General features: G+C 68.5%; 16 protein-coding genes, 2 tRNA genes and 1 pseudogene. 9 read left to right on the forward strand and 10 right to left on the reverse strand.

The features are described 5' to 3' along the window. Positions 1-809, forward strand: an 809-nt coding sequence (locus CVA01_RS14810) for an HNH endonuclease signature motif containing protein (protein ID WP_170209648.1), incomplete at its 5' end; no start/stop codon positions are given. On the opposite strand, the pseudogene arr reads toward CVA01_RS14810, so the two are convergent. From arr to mfd, 10 genes and pseudogenes are all read right to left on the reverse strand, one after another. Beyond that, positions 802-1,198, reverse strand: a pseudogene (arr, locus tag CVA01_RS00975) (NAD(+)--rifampin ADP-ribosyltransferase). The gene CVA01_RS14810 and the pseudogene arr sit on opposite strands and share 8 nt — an antisense overlap. Before the next feature lies 1 nt (position 1,199). Further along, positions 1,200-1,273, reverse strand: a tRNA-Leu gene (locus CVA01_RS00980). A gap of 11 nt (positions 1,274-1,284) precedes the next feature. Beyond that, on the reverse strand, positions 1,285-2,232 hold the full coding sequence (locus CVA01_RS00985) for a Ppx/GppA phosphatase family protein (RefSeq protein WP_141327927.1): 948 nt from the start codon (positions 2,230-2,232) through the stop codon (positions 1,285-1,287). Further along, positions 2,229-2,786, reverse strand: coding sequence for a DUF501 domain-containing protein (locus CVA01_RS00990; protein WP_014010513.1), 558 nt, complete (start codon positions 2,784-2,786; stop codon positions 2,229-2,231). Before CVA01_RS00990 ends, CVA01_RS00985 begins: the two co-directional genes overlap by 4 nt. 31 nt (positions 2,787-2,817) lie before the next feature. Beyond that, complete coding sequence (locus CVA01_RS00995; protein WP_014010514.1) at positions 2,818-3,399, reverse strand: FtsB family cell division protein; 582 nt, start codon at positions 3,397-3,399, stop codon at positions 2,818-2,820. 10 nt (positions 3,400-3,409) lie between these two features. Further along, positions 3,410-4,696 (reverse strand): phosphopyruvate hydratase, encoded by a 1,287-nt coding sequence (eno, locus tag CVA01_RS01000; protein ID WP_073883930.1) that lies wholly within the window; start codon positions 4,694-4,696, stop codon positions 3,410-3,412. A gap of 75 nt (positions 4,697-4,771) precedes the next feature. After that, the gene (locus CVA01_RS01005; RefSeq protein ID WP_141327929.1) at positions 4,772-5,431 is read right to left on the reverse strand and encodes a lytic transglycosylase domain-containing protein; all 660 of its coding nucleotides are present in this window, start codon (positions 5,429-5,431) and stop codon (positions 4,772-4,774) included. Beyond that, positions 5,428-6,126, reverse strand: coding sequence for a metal-dependent transcriptional regulator (locus CVA01_RS01010; protein WP_141327931.1), 699 nt, complete (start codon positions 6,124-6,126; stop codon positions 5,428-5,430). Before CVA01_RS01010 ends, CVA01_RS01005 begins: the two co-directional genes overlap by 4 nt. Before the next feature lie 10 nt (positions 6,127-6,136). Further along, positions 6,137-7,234 carry a MazG nucleotide pyrophosphohydrolase domain-containing protein gene (locus CVA01_RS01015; RefSeq protein WP_141327933.1) on the reverse strand — a complete coding sequence of 366 codons (1,098 nt, stop codon included), beginning with the start codon at positions 7,232-7,234 and terminating at the stop codon, positions 6,137-6,139. 10 nt (positions 7,235-7,244) lie between these two features. Continuing rightward, positions 7,245-10,940 (reverse strand): transcription-repair coupling factor, encoded by a 3,696-nt coding sequence (gene mfd / locus CVA01_RS01020; protein WP_141327935.1) that lies wholly within the window; start codon positions 10,938-10,940, stop codon positions 7,245-7,247. A 100-nt stretch (positions 10,941-11,040) separates the two neighbouring features. On the opposite strand from mfd, the gene CVA01_RS01025 reads away from it, so the two are divergent. The 8 genes from CVA01_RS01025 (at position 11,041) to CVA01_RS01060 (ending at position 18,381) form a co-directional block, all read left to right on the forward strand. Then, positions 11,041-11,111, forward strand: a tRNA-Gln gene (locus CVA01_RS01025). A gap of 24 nt (positions 11,112-11,135) precedes the next feature. Continuing rightward, positions 11,136-12,578 carry a bifunctional UDP-N-acetylglucosamine diphosphorylase/glucosamine-1-phosphate N-acetyltransferase GlmU gene (gene glmU / locus CVA01_RS01030; protein ID WP_141327937.1) on the forward strand — a complete coding sequence of 481 codons (1,443 nt, stop codon included), beginning with the start codon at positions 11,136-11,138 and terminating at the stop codon, positions 12,576-12,578. Positions 12,579-12,679: 101 nt separating this feature from the next. Next, entirely contained in the window at positions 12,680-13,645 is a 966-nt protein-coding gene (locus CVA01_RS01035; protein WP_141327939.1) for a ribose-phosphate diphosphokinase, read from the forward strand. 218 nt (positions 13,646-13,863) lie between these two features. Beyond that, a complete protein-coding gene (locus tag CVA01_RS01040) occupies positions 13,864-14,514 on the forward strand; it encodes a 50S ribosomal protein L25/general stress protein Ctc (RefSeq protein WP_141327941.1) in 651 nt (216 codons plus the stop codon). 99 nt (positions 14,515-14,613) lie between these two features. Next, complete coding sequence (gene pth, locus CVA01_RS01045; RefSeq protein WP_244938075.1) at positions 14,614-15,174, forward strand: aminoacyl-tRNA hydrolase; 561 nt, start codon at positions 14,614-14,616, stop codon at positions 15,172-15,174. After that, on the forward strand, positions 15,171-15,842 hold the full coding sequence (gene pth / locus CVA01_RS01050) for an aminoacyl-tRNA hydrolase (RefSeq protein ID WP_073883924.1): 672 nt from the start codon (positions 15,171-15,173) through the stop codon (positions 15,840-15,842). The genes pth (CVA01_RS01045) and pth (CVA01_RS01050) overlap by 4 nt, the downstream gene beginning before the upstream one ends. Before the next feature lie 11 nt (positions 15,843-15,853). Then, on the forward strand, positions 15,854-17,557 hold the full coding sequence (gene dhaL / locus CVA01_RS01055; RefSeq protein WP_141327945.1) for a dihydroxyacetone kinase subunit DhaL: 1,704 nt from the start codon (positions 15,854-15,856) through the stop codon (positions 17,555-17,557). Between the two features lie 2 nt (positions 17,558-17,559). Then, the gene (locus CVA01_RS01060; RefSeq protein ID WP_014010529.1) at positions 17,560-18,381 is read left to right on the forward strand and encodes a spermidine synthase; all 822 of its coding nucleotides are present in this window, start codon (positions 17,560-17,562) and stop codon (positions 18,379-18,381) included. The last annotated feature ends 243 nt before the right edge of the window (positions 18,382-18,624 follow it).

Raw genomic sequence — 18,624 nt, forward strand, 5'->3', positions numbered from 1 at the left:
CCCGCCCCGCCGACCCCGAAGACCCCGAACTCCCCACCCCCGACCTGAGCCCCGACTTCACCATCGACACCACCGACACCGACTACACCGTCTTCCAGATCACCCTGCCCACCGACGAAGCCATCGGCGCCACCCGCATCATCGACGCCATCGCCACCGCCCACAACACCTCCCGGGCCACCGCCTTCACCGAACTGCTCCACGGCACCGCCGGCGAGGTGAAAGTCACCCTCAACTGCCACCGCAACCTCGACACCGGCGACATGCACCTCGAAAACCACAAGCTCACCGGCATCGCCCCAGGTACCTGGATGCGCCGGGTCACCGACCTCACCGTCCCCTCCCACTCCACCCACCACGGCCGCTTCGCCACCGAAGCCCAGAAAGCACTCATCGCCGGTATCGACGGCACCTGCCGCGCACCCGGCTGCGACAACCCCGCCGCCACCGCAGACGCCGACCACATCCACCGCTACGACAACAACCCGCACACCGGCACCCGCGAGATGCAGTCACTGTGCCGACGCTGCCACATCCTCAAGACCCTCGGACTGACCGACTACACCCGCCTGACCGACGGCACCACCATCGTCTCCAGCATCGACGACAACCACACCGTCACCACCGTCCCCACCGGACCACTGGCCCACGCCAACCTCACCTTCGACCGACGCCTCGCCCGCAAAACCAGCACCAGGAAAGAGCACCAGAACCTCCGCGACACCTGGAACTACATCACCCGCTTCGCCTTCCAGAACGTCGGAGCCTCCGCCATCATCGTCGAAGAAGCCCCCACCCCTTCTAGTTGATGATCTCCCCGAACGGGGTCTCCAGCCTCACCCGCCACTGCTCCAGGGATTCCGGAGTCTGACGGGTCCATTCGGTAATCTCCCGCACCACCCGTAGCGGGGCCTTACTGCGGTAGGAACGGGTCGGGTTTCCCGGGAACTTCTTGTCCGTGACATTCGGATCATCGAGGAAGTCCCCCCACCGGTTCCACCTCGTAGACATGCGGCGATCCCCCACGCAACGCCGCGATCTCGGCCGCCATCCCGGCACCGTCCACCAGCGCGGTGAAGTACACGTGATTCATCACGACCTCGGGCCGGTAGTTCGTCCGGAACCCCGGCGTGAGAAGCTCCCCGACCACAAGAGCGGCAGCCGTGCCGTGGAAGAAAGGACCCTCGTCAGGAGACATGTGCCCCCACTCGGACTCGAACCGAGACTGAGCGGATTTTAAGTCCGCTGCCTCTGCCAATTGGGCTATAGGGGCGCACACACAACTTACCCGTTGCGTGCGATGACCTCTGACAGCAGCCCGTCGAGAATGTCCTTCTCGCTCACCGTGACGGTCTCCAGTCCCTGCTCCAGGAAACGGGACGTCACGGCGTCCACCACCAGGCAGCCGCCACCGATGACGTCCGCGCGTCCCGGGTGCATCACCGGGTAGGCGCGGCGTGCCTCCACGGTGTCCGCCAGCACCCGACGGGCCGTCTCCCGGAACCCCTCCAACGGGAGAACCGCCATATGCGTCCGCGAAGGATCGTAGGCGTCCAGGCCGAGGTGCACCGCCGCGAGCGTGGTCATCGTGCCGGCCACACCGACCAGCCGGGTCACCGATCCGAAATCGACATGCTCCGCCGCCTCCGCGAGCTGCCCGGCGATGCACTCTGCCGCAGCATCGGTCTCGGACGCCACGGGCGGATCCGAGTGCAGGAATCGCTCCGTCAGGCGCACACAGCCCATCCGAGTCGAGTAGGCACCACCCCGGCCGGCGTCCACCACGAACTCCGTGGAACCGCCGCCGAGGTCGAAGACCAGCGTGTGACCGTCCTGCGGGGGCAGGTCGATGACCGCACCGGCGAAGGAGAGTTCCGCCTCCCGCTCACCAGAGATGACCTCGGCCTGCGCCCCGGAAAGGACCCGCCCCAGGTGACGCCGCGTCATCTCGAAAAACTCCTCACGGTTGGAGGCGTCCCGGGTCGCCGAGGTCGCGCCCATGACCACATCGACCGCACCGAGCGAGACCATCCGGTCGGCGTAGACCTCCAGCGCGGCGTCCACCCGGGCGAGAGCCTCGTCGGCGAACCGGCCGGTGGCGTCGACACCCTGGCCGAGCCGCACCACAATATTGTCGCGGTTCAGTTCGGTGAGGGAACCGTCCTGCTCAACCCGCGAGACGAGGAGGCGGATGGAGTTCGTCCCGCAGTCGATCGCGGCGAAGACGCTCACTTGAGCTCCTCATCCTCATCGAAAGCAGCCTCGACAGAGGTACCCAGGGACTCCGGAGTGGGCCAGTCCGCCGGAATCGCGGTACCGGAGAGCTTCGGGTTGTTCGCCGCAGCCAGTGCCACGGCTTCCGTCCCGAGTCGCACCCGGTCCGGGCCTTCGGCCAGGGCGTAGGCGATGAGCACGTGCAGGCACTTCACCCGGTCCGGCATGCCGCCGCCGGAGAAATCCGTGCCCAGTGATTCGATCGCGTTGCGCTCGGCCAGGTAGTGCTCGTGGGCGGCCCGGTAGTCCGCGGCCAGATCAGCATCTTCCCCGAGACGTGCCTGCATCGTACGCATCACACCGGCGACCTCGAGGCGGGACGCCTCCGCGGTCAGGCGCTGGTCGGTGAGGTAGTAGAGCGTCGGGAACGGCGTGCCGTCGGGGAGCTTCGGGGCGGTCTTCACCACGGCAGGCTGGCCGTCCGGGGTGCGGTAGGAGACCTCGATGGCCCCCCGGATCTTCCGTCCCAGCTGGCGGGACATGATCTCGAAGTCCTCGTCGGACACGCTCATCGGGTGATTCTTCTCTCTGTTGCTCGTGCAGTTACTGTTCGGGCGCAGGATCCGGCGCCACCGGCAGATTCGGTGACTCCCCCTCCGGCGGCGGGGCGTCCTTGTCGGCCTCGTCCTCGGCGTCCGGCGGAGTGGCGACCGAGCCCCACAGCTGGCTGTACCAGGGGGTCTCCGGCTCGTCCGATTCCGTCACCTCACCGGGCACGTAGTCGGCGCCCGAGTCGATGCCCGGATCCAGCAGCCGCCACGCGGTCTCCCCCGGCTCGACCAGACCGAGGCGGGTACGGGCCTGCTCCTTGAGGTAGGCCTCGCTGCCGTACTTCTCGATCTCCTCGGTCAGCGCCTGCTGCTCCGCCTCCTGGCGGTCGATCTTGGCATTGACCTCGGCGATGTCCGCCCGCTGCTCGAAGTAGTTGCGCAGTGGCTGGGAGACCGAGACCATCACCGCGGCCAGGACGAGCACGGTGATCACCAGCACACCAGGATTCACCGAGGACTTCAGCTGCACGAACGACCGTGCCATCTGACGCGGTGCGTCCCTCGCCGCGCGGGCACGGCGGGACCGCGCCTCGGTGGACCGCGGCGCGGGGAGGTGTTCCGGTGACTCCGACATACCGCGGATTCTACTTGGCGGTGAAGCGCGGGAAAGCCGACGCACCGGCGTAGGTGGCGGCGCCCTCCAGGTAGCTCTCGATACGCAGCAGCTGGTTGTACTTCGCGACGCGCTCGGAGCGGGCCGGGGCACCGGTCTTGATCTGGCCGCAGTTCAGGGCGACGGCGAGATCGGCGATGGTGGTGTCCTCGGTCTCACCGGAGCGGTGGGACATCATCGAGCGGTAGCCGTTGTTGTGGGCCAGCGCGACGGCGTCGAGGGTCTCGGTGAGGGTACCGATCTGGTTGACCTTGACCAGCAGGGCGTTGGCGACGTTCTTGTCGATGCCCTCCTGCAGGCGGGCCGGGTTGGTGACGAAGAGGTCGTCACCGACGAGCTGCACCTTGTCGCCGATCTCGGCGGTCAGGGTAGCCCAGCCCTCCCAGTCATCCTCGTTCAGCGGATCCTCGATGGAGACCAGGGCGTACTCCTCGACGAGCTCCTTGTAGACCTGCGCCATCTCGGCCGCGGAGTGCTGGCCACCTTCGAAGTTGTAGACACCCTTGTCGTTGTCGTAGAACTCGGACGCGGCGACGTCGAGGGCCAGGGCGACATCCTTGCCCAGGGTGTAACCGGCGGCGCTGACGGCCTCGTCGATGAGGTCGAGGGCTTCACGGGTGGAGCCGACGGAGGGGGCGAAGCCACCCTCGTCGCCCAGGCCGGTGGACAGCCCCTTGTCCTTGATGACCTTCTTCAGGGAGTGGTAGACCTCGGCGCCGGTGCGCAGTGCCTCGGAGAAGGTCTCCGCACCGATCGGGGCGATCATGAACTCCTGGACGTCGACACCGGAGTCGGCGTGAGCGCCACCGTTGAGGATGTTCATCATCGGGACCGGGAGGACGTGGCCGTTCGGGCCACCGACGTAACGGAACAGGTGCAGGTTGGCGGACTCGGCCGCGGCCTTGGCGACCGCGAGCGAGACACCGAGGATGGCGTTCGCGCCGAGGCGGGACTTGTTGTCGGTGCCGTCGAGCTCGATGAGCTTGGTGTCGATCAGTCGCTGGTCATCGGCCTCGTAGCCGGCGAGCGCCTCGTCGATCTCGCCGTTGACGAAGTCGACGGCCTGCTGGACACCCTTGCCCAGGTAACGGTCGCCGCCGTCACGCAGTTCATGGGCCTCGTGGACACCGGTGGACGCGCCGGACGGGACATCTGCCCGACCGATGCTGCCGTCCTCGAGGAACACCTCGACCTCGACGGTCGGGTTGCCGCGCGAATCAAGGATCTCGCGGGCGTTGATCTGCATGATTTCTGCCATGAGTGGTCAGCCTCCTCGGCTGGGTGAAGGAGCAGGAACGTGGTCGCCCACCATTGTTCCACAGTGGCCCCGGCGTCAGTTCGCGGACTGCCCGAGCGCGTAGTTCGCGGCGGCGTCCCGCACGTCGGCGAGGTACCGGTCGGAATGGTTGTAGGCGAAGACCGCGCCGGCCCAGTCCTCGGAGGTAGAGAGGTCACGGTCGCCCGCGCACAGCAGTCGACCTGCAGCGACTGCTGCGTCCGCGATGTCCTGGGGATCGCCGTCGCCGTACAGACGCCAGGAGTCCGGCAGGAACTGCAGCGGCCCGAGGGCCCGGTCGTACTCGGTGTCCCCGTCGAGCCGGCCGTCGTCGGTGTCGGGGATCTCCATGAAGCCGCCGGTGCCGTCGAGCCGTGGGCCGATGATCTTCCCGTCCTCGACCCCGTAGGTCCCGTGGTGGCTCTCCGCGTAGCCGAGTCCGGCCAGGGTGTTCCAGCGCAGGCCACAGTCCGGCAGCTCCGCGCTGACGGTCTCCGTGGCGTCGAGGTAGGAGGTGAGGAAGTCGTCCGGGATCTGCAGGGCGGACGCTGTCCCGGCGACATCCTCGACCGGGCCCGCGGCAGCCGGCGGGACATCCGCCGGCACCTGCAGGGGGTCCGGGCCGGAGTCACGGGTACCGACAACCAGGGCGCCGACCACCACGATGACCAGCACCAGCGCAGCGACGACCCCGGCGCACCCCGCAGAACGCCTCACTCGGCCGCCCGACAGAGCACGGCACCTAGGGACGCCGCGGACAGCTGGACCTCGGTCGGACCGGCATCCCCTGCGACCGACAGTGAGGCCATGTCCGGGTAGGGGCGTTCGCCGACCTCGATGACCGCACCGGGGATGATGCCGTGGTCCTCCAGATAGCGCAGCAGAGCTCCGTCCCGGTCGCTGACCCGGTCAACGAACAACCGGTCACCGACCGCGGCGTCCGCCAGGGGGACCGTGACGGATTCGGCGACCCGGCCTTCCGGATCCGGGATCGGGTCACCGTGGGGATCGCGGTCGGGGTGCCCCATGGCCGCGTCGATCCGGGCGATGAAGCGGTCCGAGACGGCGTGCTCCAGGACCTCGGCCTCGTCGTGGACCTCGTCACGGCCGTAGCCGAGCTCCCGCTGCAGGTAGGTCTCGAGCAGCCGGTGCCGGCGGACCATCTGGAGCGCGAGCAGACGTCCCTTGTCCGACAGAGTGATGTCCCCGTAGGGGGCGTGCAGGACGAGGTCCTCGGCGACAAGCCGCTTCACGGCCTCGGAGGCGGTCGACCGGCGCTGGCCCAGTTCGGACGCCAGGGTCGACAGGGAGGCCCCGCCGGACTCCCCGGACCCGGCGCGTCCCCATTCCTGGAGGTCGTAGATCTTCTTGAGGTAATCCTGCGACCTGTCGGGGAGTTCGGAGACATGCATGGCGGGGAGTTTACCCGAGGGCACCCTCTCCCCACCCTGCCTGACGCTGCTCCAGCTGACGCCGGAACGTCGAAACCGCGGTCATGAGCCGGTTCTCGGCATCGCCGGGCTTGTCGGACTCCAGCCCGACCATCGGGTAACGGATGTCGGTGGGGATCTCGGTGTCCGGCAGACCGGCGGCGCGGGCGACGGCGATGACCTCCTCCGCCGCAGCCAGGGGGGACGCCGCGGCCTGCAGTCCGGTGACCGCCGGGAACTCCTCGGCCTCCGGTTCCTCCCGCTTGTAGGGCTCCTTGCCCTCGCGGACGCGACCCTCGGCCCACAGCCGGTCCTGCTCCTCGCGGGACACCGGCCGCTCCGCCTCCTCGAAGAGGTAGGGGGCACGGTTACGCATCTTCGCCACGAAAGCACCGGCGACGTGGCCGATGTCGAAGATTCCCCGCCGGTTCGCGATCTCGGCGTGGAAGAGGACCTGCAGCAGCAGGTCGGACAACTCCTTGCACAGTTCCTGTTCGTCGTAGCTCCCGGCGGCGTCCCCTGCCTCGATGACCTCCGCGAGTTCCTCGGTCTCCTCGCGCAGGTAGGTCAGCAGGCTGGCGTGGGTCTGCTCCTGTTCCCACTCCCCCTGCCGTAGCGCGCGGGCCATGAGGGCGACCGCGTCCTCCAGCTCGTCGATGACCGACCCCGGCACCTCGGTGCGGGTCGTGCGTCGCATCCCGGCCACGGCGACCGTGTGCTCGTCGGTGCCGACGATCTCCCCGTCGACGTATCCCCCGCCGGAGACGTCGATCTCAGGTGTCTCAGGAACCTGGGGTGCTGCGGCGGTCGCCGCCGACTCCAGCTCACGGTCCGGCTCCATCGCGACCAGCAGACTGGGTGAGCGCACCAGCTCCTCGCGACGGTTCAACCGCGCCACGACCTGCTCGTTCTCGGGGTCGGTGGTGACCAGGACCTCGGCCTCCTCGACGGTGTGGCCGCCCAGATCGGCGATCACCCATCGGATCCGTACCGGCACCTCCTCGGTGTACGAAACGTCGCCACCGAGCAGCGGGACGGCATCGACCGGGAGCATCGCGGGGAACCGTGGATCCAGGAGTACGACTGACATGCACGTAAGTCTAGCGGGTGACGGGCTCTCCCTCACGCAGGTTGCATCGCGGAACCCCTGCGAGGTCCGTCAGCGCGTTCGCGCACCACTGCAGCAGGTCGTCGTCGCGGAGCGGAACGGCCCGCATTCCGGAGCCCTCTTTGGGTGCCGGAATAAGCACCGTCTTCGGTGTCGGCCGGTACACCGCCGCCGGGAAGAGACGCTTGAGACGTACCTGACCGGAGTCCGGGAGATTGACTGCGGAGAAGCTGATCTTCGTACCCGTCTGGATCACCTCGGTGATGTCCAGGTCACGGCAGAGCATCCGCAGCCGGGAGACGACGGTGAGCCGCTCGACCTCCTCCGGGAAGTCGCCGTAGCGGTCGACGAGTTCCTCGAGGACTCCGGCCAGGGTGTCGTCGTCGGCAGCCTCGGCGAACTTGCGGTAGGCCTCCAGGCGCAGCCGTTCACTGGCGATGTAGGTGACCGGGATGTGGGCGTCGACCGGCAGGTCGATGCGGATCTCCTTCTTCTCCTTGTCCGAGCCGTCGACGACCTCGCCGTCGGCCATCGCGCGGTAGGCCTCCACCGCCTCACCGACGAGGCGGACGTAGAGGTCGAAGCCGACCCCGGCGATATGACCGGACTGTTCCGCACCGAGCACATTGCCTGCGCCACGCATCTCCAGGTCCTTCATCGCCACAGCCATACCGGCGCCGAGGTCGTTGTTCTCGGCGATGGTGCGCAGCCGGTCGTAGGAGGTCTCGGTGAGCATCTCCCCCTTGGGGTAGAAGAAGTAGGCGTAGGCGCGTTCGCGGGAGCGTCCCACCCGGCCGCGCAGCTGGTGCAGCTGCGACAGACCCATGTGGTGGGCGTTCTCGACGATCAGCGTGTTCGCGTTGGCGATGTCCAGGCCGGTCTCGACGATGGTGGTGCACACCAGCACGTCGAACTCCCGGTCCCAGAAACCCTGGACCGTGGTCTCCAGCTGCTCCTCACTCATCTGGCCGTGGGCGACGACGACGCGCGCCTCCGGGACGAGTTCACGGATGTGCGCCGCGGCGTCCTCGATGGACTTGACCCGGTTGTGGACGTAGAAGACCTGTCCGTCGCGCAGCAGCTCACGACGCACCGCCGCGGCGACGTGCCGGTCGTCCTGCGCGCCGACGTAGGTCAGCACAGGGTGCCGGTCCTCCGGCGGGGTGAGGATCGTCGACATCTCCCGGATGCCGGTCATCGACATCTCCAGGGTTCGCGGGATCGGGGTGGCGGACATGGTCAGCACGTCGACGTGGGTGCGCAGCGAGGTGATGTGCTCCTTGTGCTCCACACCGAAACGCTGCTCCTCGTCGACGATGACCAGGCCCAGGTTCTTCCACTGCACACCGGTGGCCAGCAGGCGGTGGGTGCCGACGACGATGTCGACGGTGCCGTCAGCCATACCGGCGAGAGTCTCCGTCGACTCCCTTCCCGAGGTGAATCGGGACAGTTCCCGGATCGTCGTCGGGAAGTCCTGCATCCGGTCGACGAAGGTGCGGTAGTGCTGCTGGGCCAGCAGGGTCGTCGGAACGAGGACCGCGACCTGCTTGCCGGACTGCACCGCCTTGAACGCGGCGCGCACCGCGACCTCGGTCTTGCCGTAGCCGACGTCGCCGACGATGACGCGGTCCATCGGCACCGGCTTCTCCATGTCGTCCTTGACCGCCTCGATGGCGTTGTACTGGTCCTCGGTCTCGGTGAAGGGGAAGGCCTCCTCCATCTGCCGGGTCCACTGGTTGTCCGGGTCGAAGGCGAAGCCCGGTGCCGCCTGCCGGGCGGCGTAGAGCTGCACCAGCTCCGCAGCGATCTCCCGGACCGCGCCGCGGGCCTTCTTCTTCGCGGTCTTCCAGTCCGAGCCGCCCATCTTCGACAGGGCGGGCTTCTCGCCGCCGACATAGCGGGAGAGCATGTCGAGCTGGTCCATCGGCACGTAGAGCTGGTCGCCAGGACCGCCGCGCTTGGACGGCGCATATTCCAGGACGAGGTACTCGCGGCGGGACGCATCGTCCCCCTTGCCGATGGTGCGCTCGGTCATCTTCACGAAGCGGCCGATGCCGTGCTGGTCGTGGACGACGAGGTCACCGGGCTCCAGGGCCAGCGGATCGACCCGGTTGCGCTTCTTCGCGGCCTTGCGCTTACCGGTGGCACGGGAGTCCACCCGGTTTCCGGTGACATCGGACTCGGTGATGAACAGCAGGTCGCGGGTGTCGACACCGCCGTGGGCGACGGCGGCGTAGATGCTCACCGTGCCGGTGCCGGGGGTGTCGGCGGTGGAGCGCTTCGAGCGGCGCATCCGCCCCTGACCGGTGATCCCGTCGAGGTCCACACCGACGGCCTCGGCGGCGATCCCCGCTTCACGGAACCGCCGGAGCATCCGGGCGACGACGGTGGCGTTGGGGGCGGCGTAGGCGACCCGGCCGTCGGCCTCGACCCGTTCACGGACCGTGGCCATCATCCGGCCGATGGCGTCGACGTCGCCGTGCGGGGCGGGTGCCGGGTCGAAGTCGAGGAGCAGTGGCTCGGCGTCCTCCTCCGCGTCCTCGGTCTCCCAGTCGGCGAGGCCGGTCGGCGAGACCGTCCACCAGGGCCGGCCCAGGGCGTCCTGCGTCTTCTCGAGGCTGCGGACACTGCGGTAGCCGGCCCGGTCGACGGAAGCCGTGTTCTTCCTGTCGATCGCGGCGACATCCACCGGGGCCGCGGCGCCCATGGCGGCGACCTCCCACCCGGCGGCGAGGAACTCTTTTCCGGTGGCGATGAGATCCTCGGCCCGACGGGCGACCGCGCCCGGGGTGAGTTCGACCGTGTGGGTGCCTTCCGGCATGAGCTCGGGCAGCGTCTGCATCGTGCCGTCGAAGAGCACCGGGATGAGGGACTCCATGCCCTGCACCGGCATGTGCTGACTGATCTTGTCGAGGGCGTCCGCGAGCTCAGGGTTACCGGCGTTCTCGCGGGCGAGGACGCCGGCGCGCTCGGCGATCGCGTCGGTGATCAGCAGCTCCCGGACGGGGTGGACGAGAACCTCTCCGGGGTCGACGCCGGGGACAGTGCGCTGGTCACCGACGGAGAAGACGCGGACCTCGCTGATCTCATCGCCCCAGAAATCGACACGCACCGGCATCTCCCCGGTGCCCGGGAAGATGTCGAGGATGCCGCCACGGGTGGCGAACTCACCGCGGCGTCCCACCACGTCGGCGTGGGTGTAGCCGAGCTCGACGAGGCGTTCCTGCACCTCGGAGAAGTCCAGCTCCTCCCCCTCCGCCAGGCGGACCGGGGTGATGTCACCGAGACCCGCCATCACCGGCTGGACGGCGGCGCGGGTCGGGGCCACGACCACCTTCAGCTCACCATGTGCCAGGCGGTGCAGGACGCGCATCCGCTCGGCGACGGTGCCGATGCCCGGCGAGAGACGCTCATGGGGCAGTGTCTCCCAGGCGGGAAACTGCGCGACGACGTCGCCGAGCATCGCAGTGAGTTCGGCGGTGAGGTCCTCGGCCTGGCGTCCCGTGGCGGTGATGACCAGCACCGGTGCGTGCTGGGCGAGGGTGCCGAGGGCGAAGGGCCAGGAGGCTTCCGGCCCCTGGATGTGCAGGCGGGAATCGCCGACGTGGGTGACCAGCCCCCGGAGTTTCGGATCGCCGGCGAGGGTACGGAGGACGCCGGACAGGGCGGGGCTGGGACTCGTGCTCATGGTGGTCCATCGTAGTGGTGGCGCGGACGCGGAAGGCGTGCGGTGGGTACGGTACAGTGTCGCTGCAGGACCCGGCGTCTTCCTCCAGGCCGACCGACCTTCCCCCATGGTGTAATGGCAACACTCCGGTTTTTGGTACCGGCATTCCAGGTTCGAGTCCTGGTGGGGGAGCAACGGTAAGTACAGTGGTTCGACATGACCGAAACCTCCCACGCTGTCATCGTGCTCGCCGCCGGCGCCGGCACCCGCATGAAGTCGAAGACCCAGAAGACACTGCACGCCATCGGCGGTCGCACGTTGCTCTCCCACAGTCTCCACGCCGCGGATGCACTCCACCCGTCCCGGATCGTCGCCGTCGTCGGCCACGGTCGGGACCAGGTCGGCCCGGCCGCCGAGACCATCGGTGAGGAACTGGACGCCGAGCTCGCCATCGCCGTGCAGGAGGAGCAGAACGGCACCGGGGACGCCGTCGCCGCCGGCATGACGCAGCTGGAGGACTTCGAGGGCACCGTCATCGTCACCAACGCCGACGTCCCGCTACTCACCGGCGACACGCTCACCGAGCTGCTCGCCGCTCACACCGAGGTCCCCACCGCCGTCACCGTGCTGACCATGCGGCTGCCCGACCCCTTCGGCTACGGGCGGATCATCCGCAACGAGCAGGGTGAAGTCACCCATATCGCCGAGCAGAAGGACGCCACCGACGCCGAGCGCGAGGTCGACGAGGTCAACTCCGGCGTCTTCGCCTTCGACGCCGGCGTCCTGCGGGACGCCCTGACCCGGCTGAACACCGACAACAAGCAGGGCGAGCTGTACATCACCGACGTGCTCGGCATCGCCCGGGACGCCGGCCGTCCGGTCCGCGCCCACATCGCCGACGACGCCCGCGAACTCGCCGGCGTCAACGACCGGGTGCAGCTCGCCGCCGCGGGTGCCGAGCTCAACCGGCGCACCGTCGAGGCCGCGATGCGCGGTGGCGCGACCGTCGTGGACCCCGGCACCACCTGGATCGACGTGGAGGTGCAGGTCGGCCAGGATGTGACGATCCTCCCCGGTGTCCAGCTCAAGGGCCGCACGACGCTGGCCGACGACGTCACCGTCGGACCGGACTCCACCCTCGTCGACGTCACCGTCGGTGAGGGTGCCTCCGTGGTCCGCGCCCACGCCGTCGAGGCGGTCATCGGCGCGCGGGCGGACGTCGGACCGTTCACCTACCTGCGACCGGGCACCGTCCTCGGCGAGGAGAGTAAACTCGGCGGCTTCGTCGAGTCGAAGAACGCGACCATCGGCAAGGGCTCGAAGGTGCCGCACCTCAGCTACATCGGGGACGCCACCGTCGGCGAGTACTCCAACATCGGCGCGTCCTCCGTCTTCGTCAACTACGACGGCGTGAACAAGCACCACACCACGGTCGGCTCCCATGTACGCACCGGCTCCGACACGATGTTCATCGCGCCGGTGACCGTGGGCGACGGCGTGTACTCCGGTGCCGGCACGGTCATCAAGGACGACGTGCCCGCGGGTGCGCTCGTCGTCTCCGGTGGTCACCAGCGCAATATCGAAGGCTGGGTGGAGCGTAAGCGTCCCGGAACTCCGGCCGCAGAGGCCGCGAAGAACGCCCGCGAGAGCGCCGATTAGGGGGTCGGTTGGGCCCCCGCCCGGCCGCGCCCTAACATGATCCGTGTCATACCGCCTGCGTGCACAGGCGTGACCACCCCACCGAAAGGTCAGAAGAAGCCGTGTCCCACTGGATCGACAACCAGAAGAACCTGATGCTGTTCTCCGGTCGCGCCCACCCTGAACTGGGTGAAGCTGTGGCCCGTGAGCTGGGGATCGCCGTGACCCCGACCACTGCCCGCGATTTCGCCAACGGAGAGATCTTCGTCCGGTTCGAGGAGTCCGTCCGTGGGTCGGACGCCTTCGTGCTGCAGTCCTACCCGCAGCCCCTGAACAAGGCGATCATGGAGCAGCTCATCATGATCGACGCCCTGAAGCGCGGCTCCGCCAAGCGCATCACCGCGATCCTGCCGTTCTACCCCTACGCCCGCCAGGACAAGAAGCACCGCGGCCGCGAGCCCATCTCCGCCCGCCTCATCGCCGACCTGATAAAGACCGCCGGCGCGGACCGGATCGTCGCCGTGGACCTCCACACCGACCAGATCCAGGGCTTCTTCGACGGCCCGGTCGACCACATGCACGCGATGCCGATCCTCACGGACTACATCCGCGAGAACTACGGCACCGACAACATCGCCATCGTCTCCCCCGACGCGGGCCGGGTGAAGACCGCCGAGAAGTGGTCCAACATCCTCGACGGTGCCCCGCTGGCCTTCGTGCACAAGACCCGCGACATCGACGTCGCCAACAAGGTCACCGCCAACCGCGTCATCGGTGACGTCGAGGGCCGCACCTGCATCCTCATCGACGACATGATCGACACCGGCGGAACCATCGCCGGCGCCGTCGAGGTGCTCCGCAAGGCCGGCGCCTCCGACGTCATCATCGCCACCACCCACGGTGTCTTCTCCGACCCGGCCCGTGAGCGCCTCAACGCCTGCGGCGTGTGTGAGGTCATCACCACCGACACCCTCCCGCAGAACACGGAAGGCTGGGACAACCTCACCGTCCTGCCGATCGCGCCGCTGGTCGCGAAGACGATCCACGAGATCTTCGAGAACGGTTCGGTCACCACGCTGTTCGAGTGATAGACTCATCGCGTCTCGGCGAGGGCCGGTGAAATCACCGGCCGTTATCGGCGCGAATCCGTTCCCACTGCTTCTCCGTCAGGACAGCACGCGGGGCGAAAACGCCGCGGCCCAGGCCGCGGCTTCTGTCGTTTCAGGAGCCGTTCCTGCCCGCAGCTGAGTCCGAACGTAGTTGTCCCGGTCAGTCGTCCTGACCAGAAACAGAAACGGAGAGCCACATGGCCACCAAGATCATCGACATCGCCGCCCAGCCGCGCACCGAGTTCGGTAAGGGTGCCGCCCGCCGCCTGCGTCGCGCCTGGCGCGTCCCGGCCGTCGTCTACGCCAACCACCAGGAGCCGGTCCACGTCAGCTTCGACCTGCTCGAGTTCCAGGGCATCCTGCGTAACCACGGCGTCAACGCCCTGGTCGACGTCGACGTCGACGGTGAGAAGCACCTCGCCCTCATCAAGTCCGTCGACCAGAACGTGCTGACCTTCGACATCGACCACGCCGACCTGCTCGCCGTGAAGCGCGACGAGACCGTCGAGGTCGACGTCCCCGTCATCGTCGAGGGCGAGCCGACCCCGGGCACCGAGTACATCCAGGACGCCGACACCGTCTCCGTCGAGGCCAACGTGCTCTCCATCCCGGAGGAGCTCACCGTCTCCCTCGAGGGCAAGGAAATCGGCGACCAGATCCTGGCCGGCGACATCACCCTCCCGGCCGGTGTCACCCTCACCTCCGACGCCGAGACCCTCGTCGTCAACTTCACCGCACCGGAGGACAACGAGGCTGAGGCCGACGCCGCCGCCGAGGAGACCGGCGCCGGTGCCGAGGCTCCGGCCGAGGACGCCGCTGCCGAGGCCCCCGCCGAGGACGCGGAGTAGTCACACTCCCCATCCCCCGGCCGCAGCCGGGAACCCCGCCACCCCTTGTGCCCACCGGCATGAGGGGTGGCTTATTTCGTCACCGTATGCTGTGCCATGATGGTGCCCGTGAACACCAACGGAGCCTCCCCACTGCTCGTCGTGGGACTGGGGAACCCGGGTGCCGACTATGAGGGCACCCGGCACAATATCGGCGCGGCGGTCCTCGATGAACTGGGTGACCACTTCAGCGTCAACAAGAAGGTCAACGCGCACGTCGACGAGATCCGCGTGGGCGACCGCAAGGTCGTCCTGGCGAAGCCGCGCAGCTTCATGAACCTCTCCGGCGGGCCGGTGAAGGCGCTGGCCGGGTACTTCAAGGTGAAGCCCGCGCAGGTCGTCGTCATCCACGATGAGCTGGACCTCGACCTCGGTGCGGTGAAGCTGAAGAAGGGCGGCGGGCTCAACGGGCACAACGGCCTCAAGGACATCGCCAAGTCGCTGGGGACGCAGGACTTCCTGCGGATCCAGGTGGGTATCGGCCGTCCGCCGGGACGCATGGCCCCGGCGTCCTTCGTCCTCAAGCGGTTCTCGAAGGCCGAACAGGCCGAGGTGCCGGTCATGTGCGCGGACGCTGCGGACCTGGTCACCGGTCTCGCCGCGGGAACGGTGACGGCATGAGCATCCTCGACGCGCTGAAGGGACTGTTCCGGCGATCCCGGACTGCTCCCACGAAGCCGAAGAAGGAGTCCGTGTGGGACGCGCTGCCCGCCGCCCAGTGGATGGTCGTCGGGCTCGGTAACCCGGGCGCGAAGTACGCGGCTACGCGCCACAACATCGGCTACCGCGTCGTGGACGAACTGCTGCGCCGCCACCGGGAGCAGCTCATCGGTGTTCCCGGTGTGAAGGCGAAGGTCGCCCGCACCGGAGTCGACGAGCACGGCGTCCTGCTGGTGCGCTCCGCGACGTACATGAACGAGACCGGTCTGGCCGTCGCCCCGCTGGCCACGTCGTACGCGATCCCGGCAGACCACGTCATCGCGATCCATGACGAGCTGGACCTGCCCGCCGGCAAGGTGAAGATCCGGATCGGCGGTAACGAGAACGGGCACAACGGGCTGAAGTCGATCTCCGAGAAGCTCGGGACGCGGGACTACGTGCGCATCCGGGTCGGCATCGGGCGCCCCTCCGACGGGCAGTCCGTGGTCGACCATGTGCTGGGTCGTCCCGGCGACGGATCCCTGGCGCGGGAGCTGCTGGAGGACGCCGTGCGCACCGCCGCTGACGCCGTGGAGATCATCGCACGACGGGGTGTGCCTGCCGCGCAGAACGAGATCCACGGGAGGTAGGGTGCGGAGGTATGGCCTCTGTTTCCCCGCTCTCCCCGCGGTCCTTCCGCAACGACCCTGACTACTTCCTCCCCCAGGCCCTCGGTGGTTTCGTGGCGTCCCACCCGGACGCCACCTGGAACACCGCCGGGTACATCGCGCGTCGTTCCCCGGTCGTCGACGTCGACGGGAACCCCGCCGTCGCCGTGATCTCCGGCGGAGGTTCCGGCCACGAGCCCATGCACGCGGGTTTTCTCGGTGAAGGCATGCTCGCCGCCGCCGTGCCCGGCCTCATGTTCACCTCCCCGAATGCGGTACAGGTCACCGAAGCGACCCGCGCCGCCGACGCCGGCCGGGGCGTGGTCCACATCGTGAAGAACTACACCGGGGACGTCATCAACTTCCGCGTCGCCCGGCAGGGCCTCCCCGGGATCGACACCCGGGAAGTCATCGTCGCCGACGATGTCGCCACCTCCTCCGACTCCGGTCCGGGTCGCCGCGGTACCGGAGCAACGATCCTCGTGGAGAAGGTCGCCGGGGCGTCCGCGTTCCGCGGCGACGACCTCGACGAGGTCACCCGCCTGGCCCGCGTGGTCGCCGAGGGGTCGCGGTCCATGGCCGCAGCCCTGACGCCGGGACACCTGCCGACGAGCGGGCGCTACACCTTCGACCTGGGCGAGGAGGAGATGGAGGTCGGCGTCGGCATCCACGGCGAGGCCGGTGTGGACCGCACCGACGTGGCCACCGCCCATGAGACTGTCGCCCGGCTGGCCGGTGCGGTGGTCGGGGATCTCGGACTGACCGGGGGCGACCGCGTCCTCTGCCTGGTCAACGGGCTGGGTGCGACGACGAACCTGGAACTCGACCTGGTCTTCGACGAGGTGCTGCGTTTCCTCGCCGACCGGGGAGTGACCGTGGTGCGCAGCATTGTCGGGAGCTACGTGACCTCGGTGAACATGGCCGGGATCTCGGTCACCCTCACCCGGCTGGATGATGCTGACGGCGACACCGTCGTGGAACTGATCGACGCCCCGACCGCTGCCCCTGCCTGGCCCGTCACCGTCGGCGTGGATCCGGAGCCGGTGGACGCCACCACGGTCGTGCCAGAGGATGTGCCGGGGACAGCGGAGTCGGCGGTGAATCAGTGGCTCTCCGACTTCGTCTCGGGTGTGGTGGCCTCCGTCGACGATCTCACCGAGCTGGACCGGCTGGCCGGTGACGGTGACTTCGGCACGAATATGCAGGCCGCCTTCGGTGACCTGCCGAGTCCGCTCAAGGGCACGGACGCCGAGGTTCTCGCCGCCCTGGCCAGCCGGCTGTTCATCCGCGCCGGTGGCACCTCCGGCGCGGTCTTCGGCACGATGTTCCGTGAGATGGCGACCACCGCCGCCCGGGGTGCGTCCGCCGCGCTGACCGCCGGCGAGCTCGCCGAGGCGCTGACCCGTGCCGCGGATGCCGTCACCGAACTCGGTGGCGCGAAGCCCGGTGACCGGACCATGGTGGACGCCCTTGTCCCCGCCGCGGAGGCCGCCCGGGCCGCTGCCGAGGCGGATCCGGAGGCTGCCCCTGACCTCGCCGCTGTCCAAGAGGCCGCCATCGCCGGTGCCCGGTCCACCTCGGAGATCACCGCAACAAAGGGTCGGGCGTCCTACCTGGGCGAACGTGCCCGGGGTGTCATCGATCCCGGGGCGCTCGTCGTGGCCTGGCTCTTCGGTGATGCCGGGGAGATGAACTGACCGTGGCGAAGAAGGCGACGGAACCGGCCCCGGTCGCCGGGGTGTACGAGGGCGACTACGGGATCATCGAGCTGGAGGCGGACCCGTACTCCGGATCGGGCTGGCTGATCAGTATCAACGGTGTGCCGAGTTCCCATATCGAGATCGGGGCGCCGAGGGAACTGGCCTTCGAGTACATGCGGTGGATCGCTTCGGCGGTGCAGGCGCAGGTCAACGGCGGCTTCCTGGCCCCGCGGCGGATCACCCACCTCGGCGGTGGAGCCTGCACCATGGCCCGGTACTTCGCGGACGTCTTCCCGGACTCACGGAACACGGTCGTGGAACTCGACGGTGAGCTGGCGAAGCTGTCGCGGCAGTGGTTCGACATCCCGCGCAGCCCCAGGGTGAAGATCCGGGTCGATGACGCCCGCGAGGTCGCCGCGTCCTTCACCCCGGCCAGCCGCGACGTGGTCATCCGGGACGTCTTCGCCGGGGCGGTCACCCCGGAGAGTTTCACGACCGTGGAGTTCTTCACCGACTGTCACCGGGGGCTGGCGTCCGACGGGCTCTATGTCGCCAACTGCGGCGACCACTCCGACCTGCGCGGTGCGAAGGCGGAGCTGGCCGGGATGGCGGAGGTGTGGAGCCGTCTCGCGGTGATCGCCGATCCGCCCATGCTCAAGGGACGCCGCTACGGCAACATCATCCTGCTCGGCTCCGATGTGGAGATCGCGGCACCACCGGTCAAGGAGCTGCTCGGCGGCGGCGTGCCGTCTCAGTTCAAGGATGATGCGTGGGTGCGGAAGTTCATGTCCGGGGCGGTGCCGCGGCGGGATCCTGTCTGAGACCAACGCCTGGGGTGCCCTGGGAACGTGACGATCGCCCTGGGGTCGTGTCGCTTTAACTGTGGTCAAGCGACGCAACCCCAGGGCACGGGGACCATACCCGGGGCGATCCGCCGCCCGACGATTCGACCGGGTGCAGGCGGTGTACCAGCAGACGTAACCGCACTTCCCCGAGTCTGCATCACCGTTTACCCGGGTCCATGGCACGGACGCCTGGAATATGTGACGCAAACTCGGCAGCCT

The sequence above is a fragment of the Corynebacterium variabile genome, from assembly GCF_006539825.1.
Taxonomy (GTDB): Bacteria; Actinomycetota; Actinomycetes; order Mycobacteriales; family Mycobacteriaceae; genus Corynebacterium; species Corynebacterium variabile.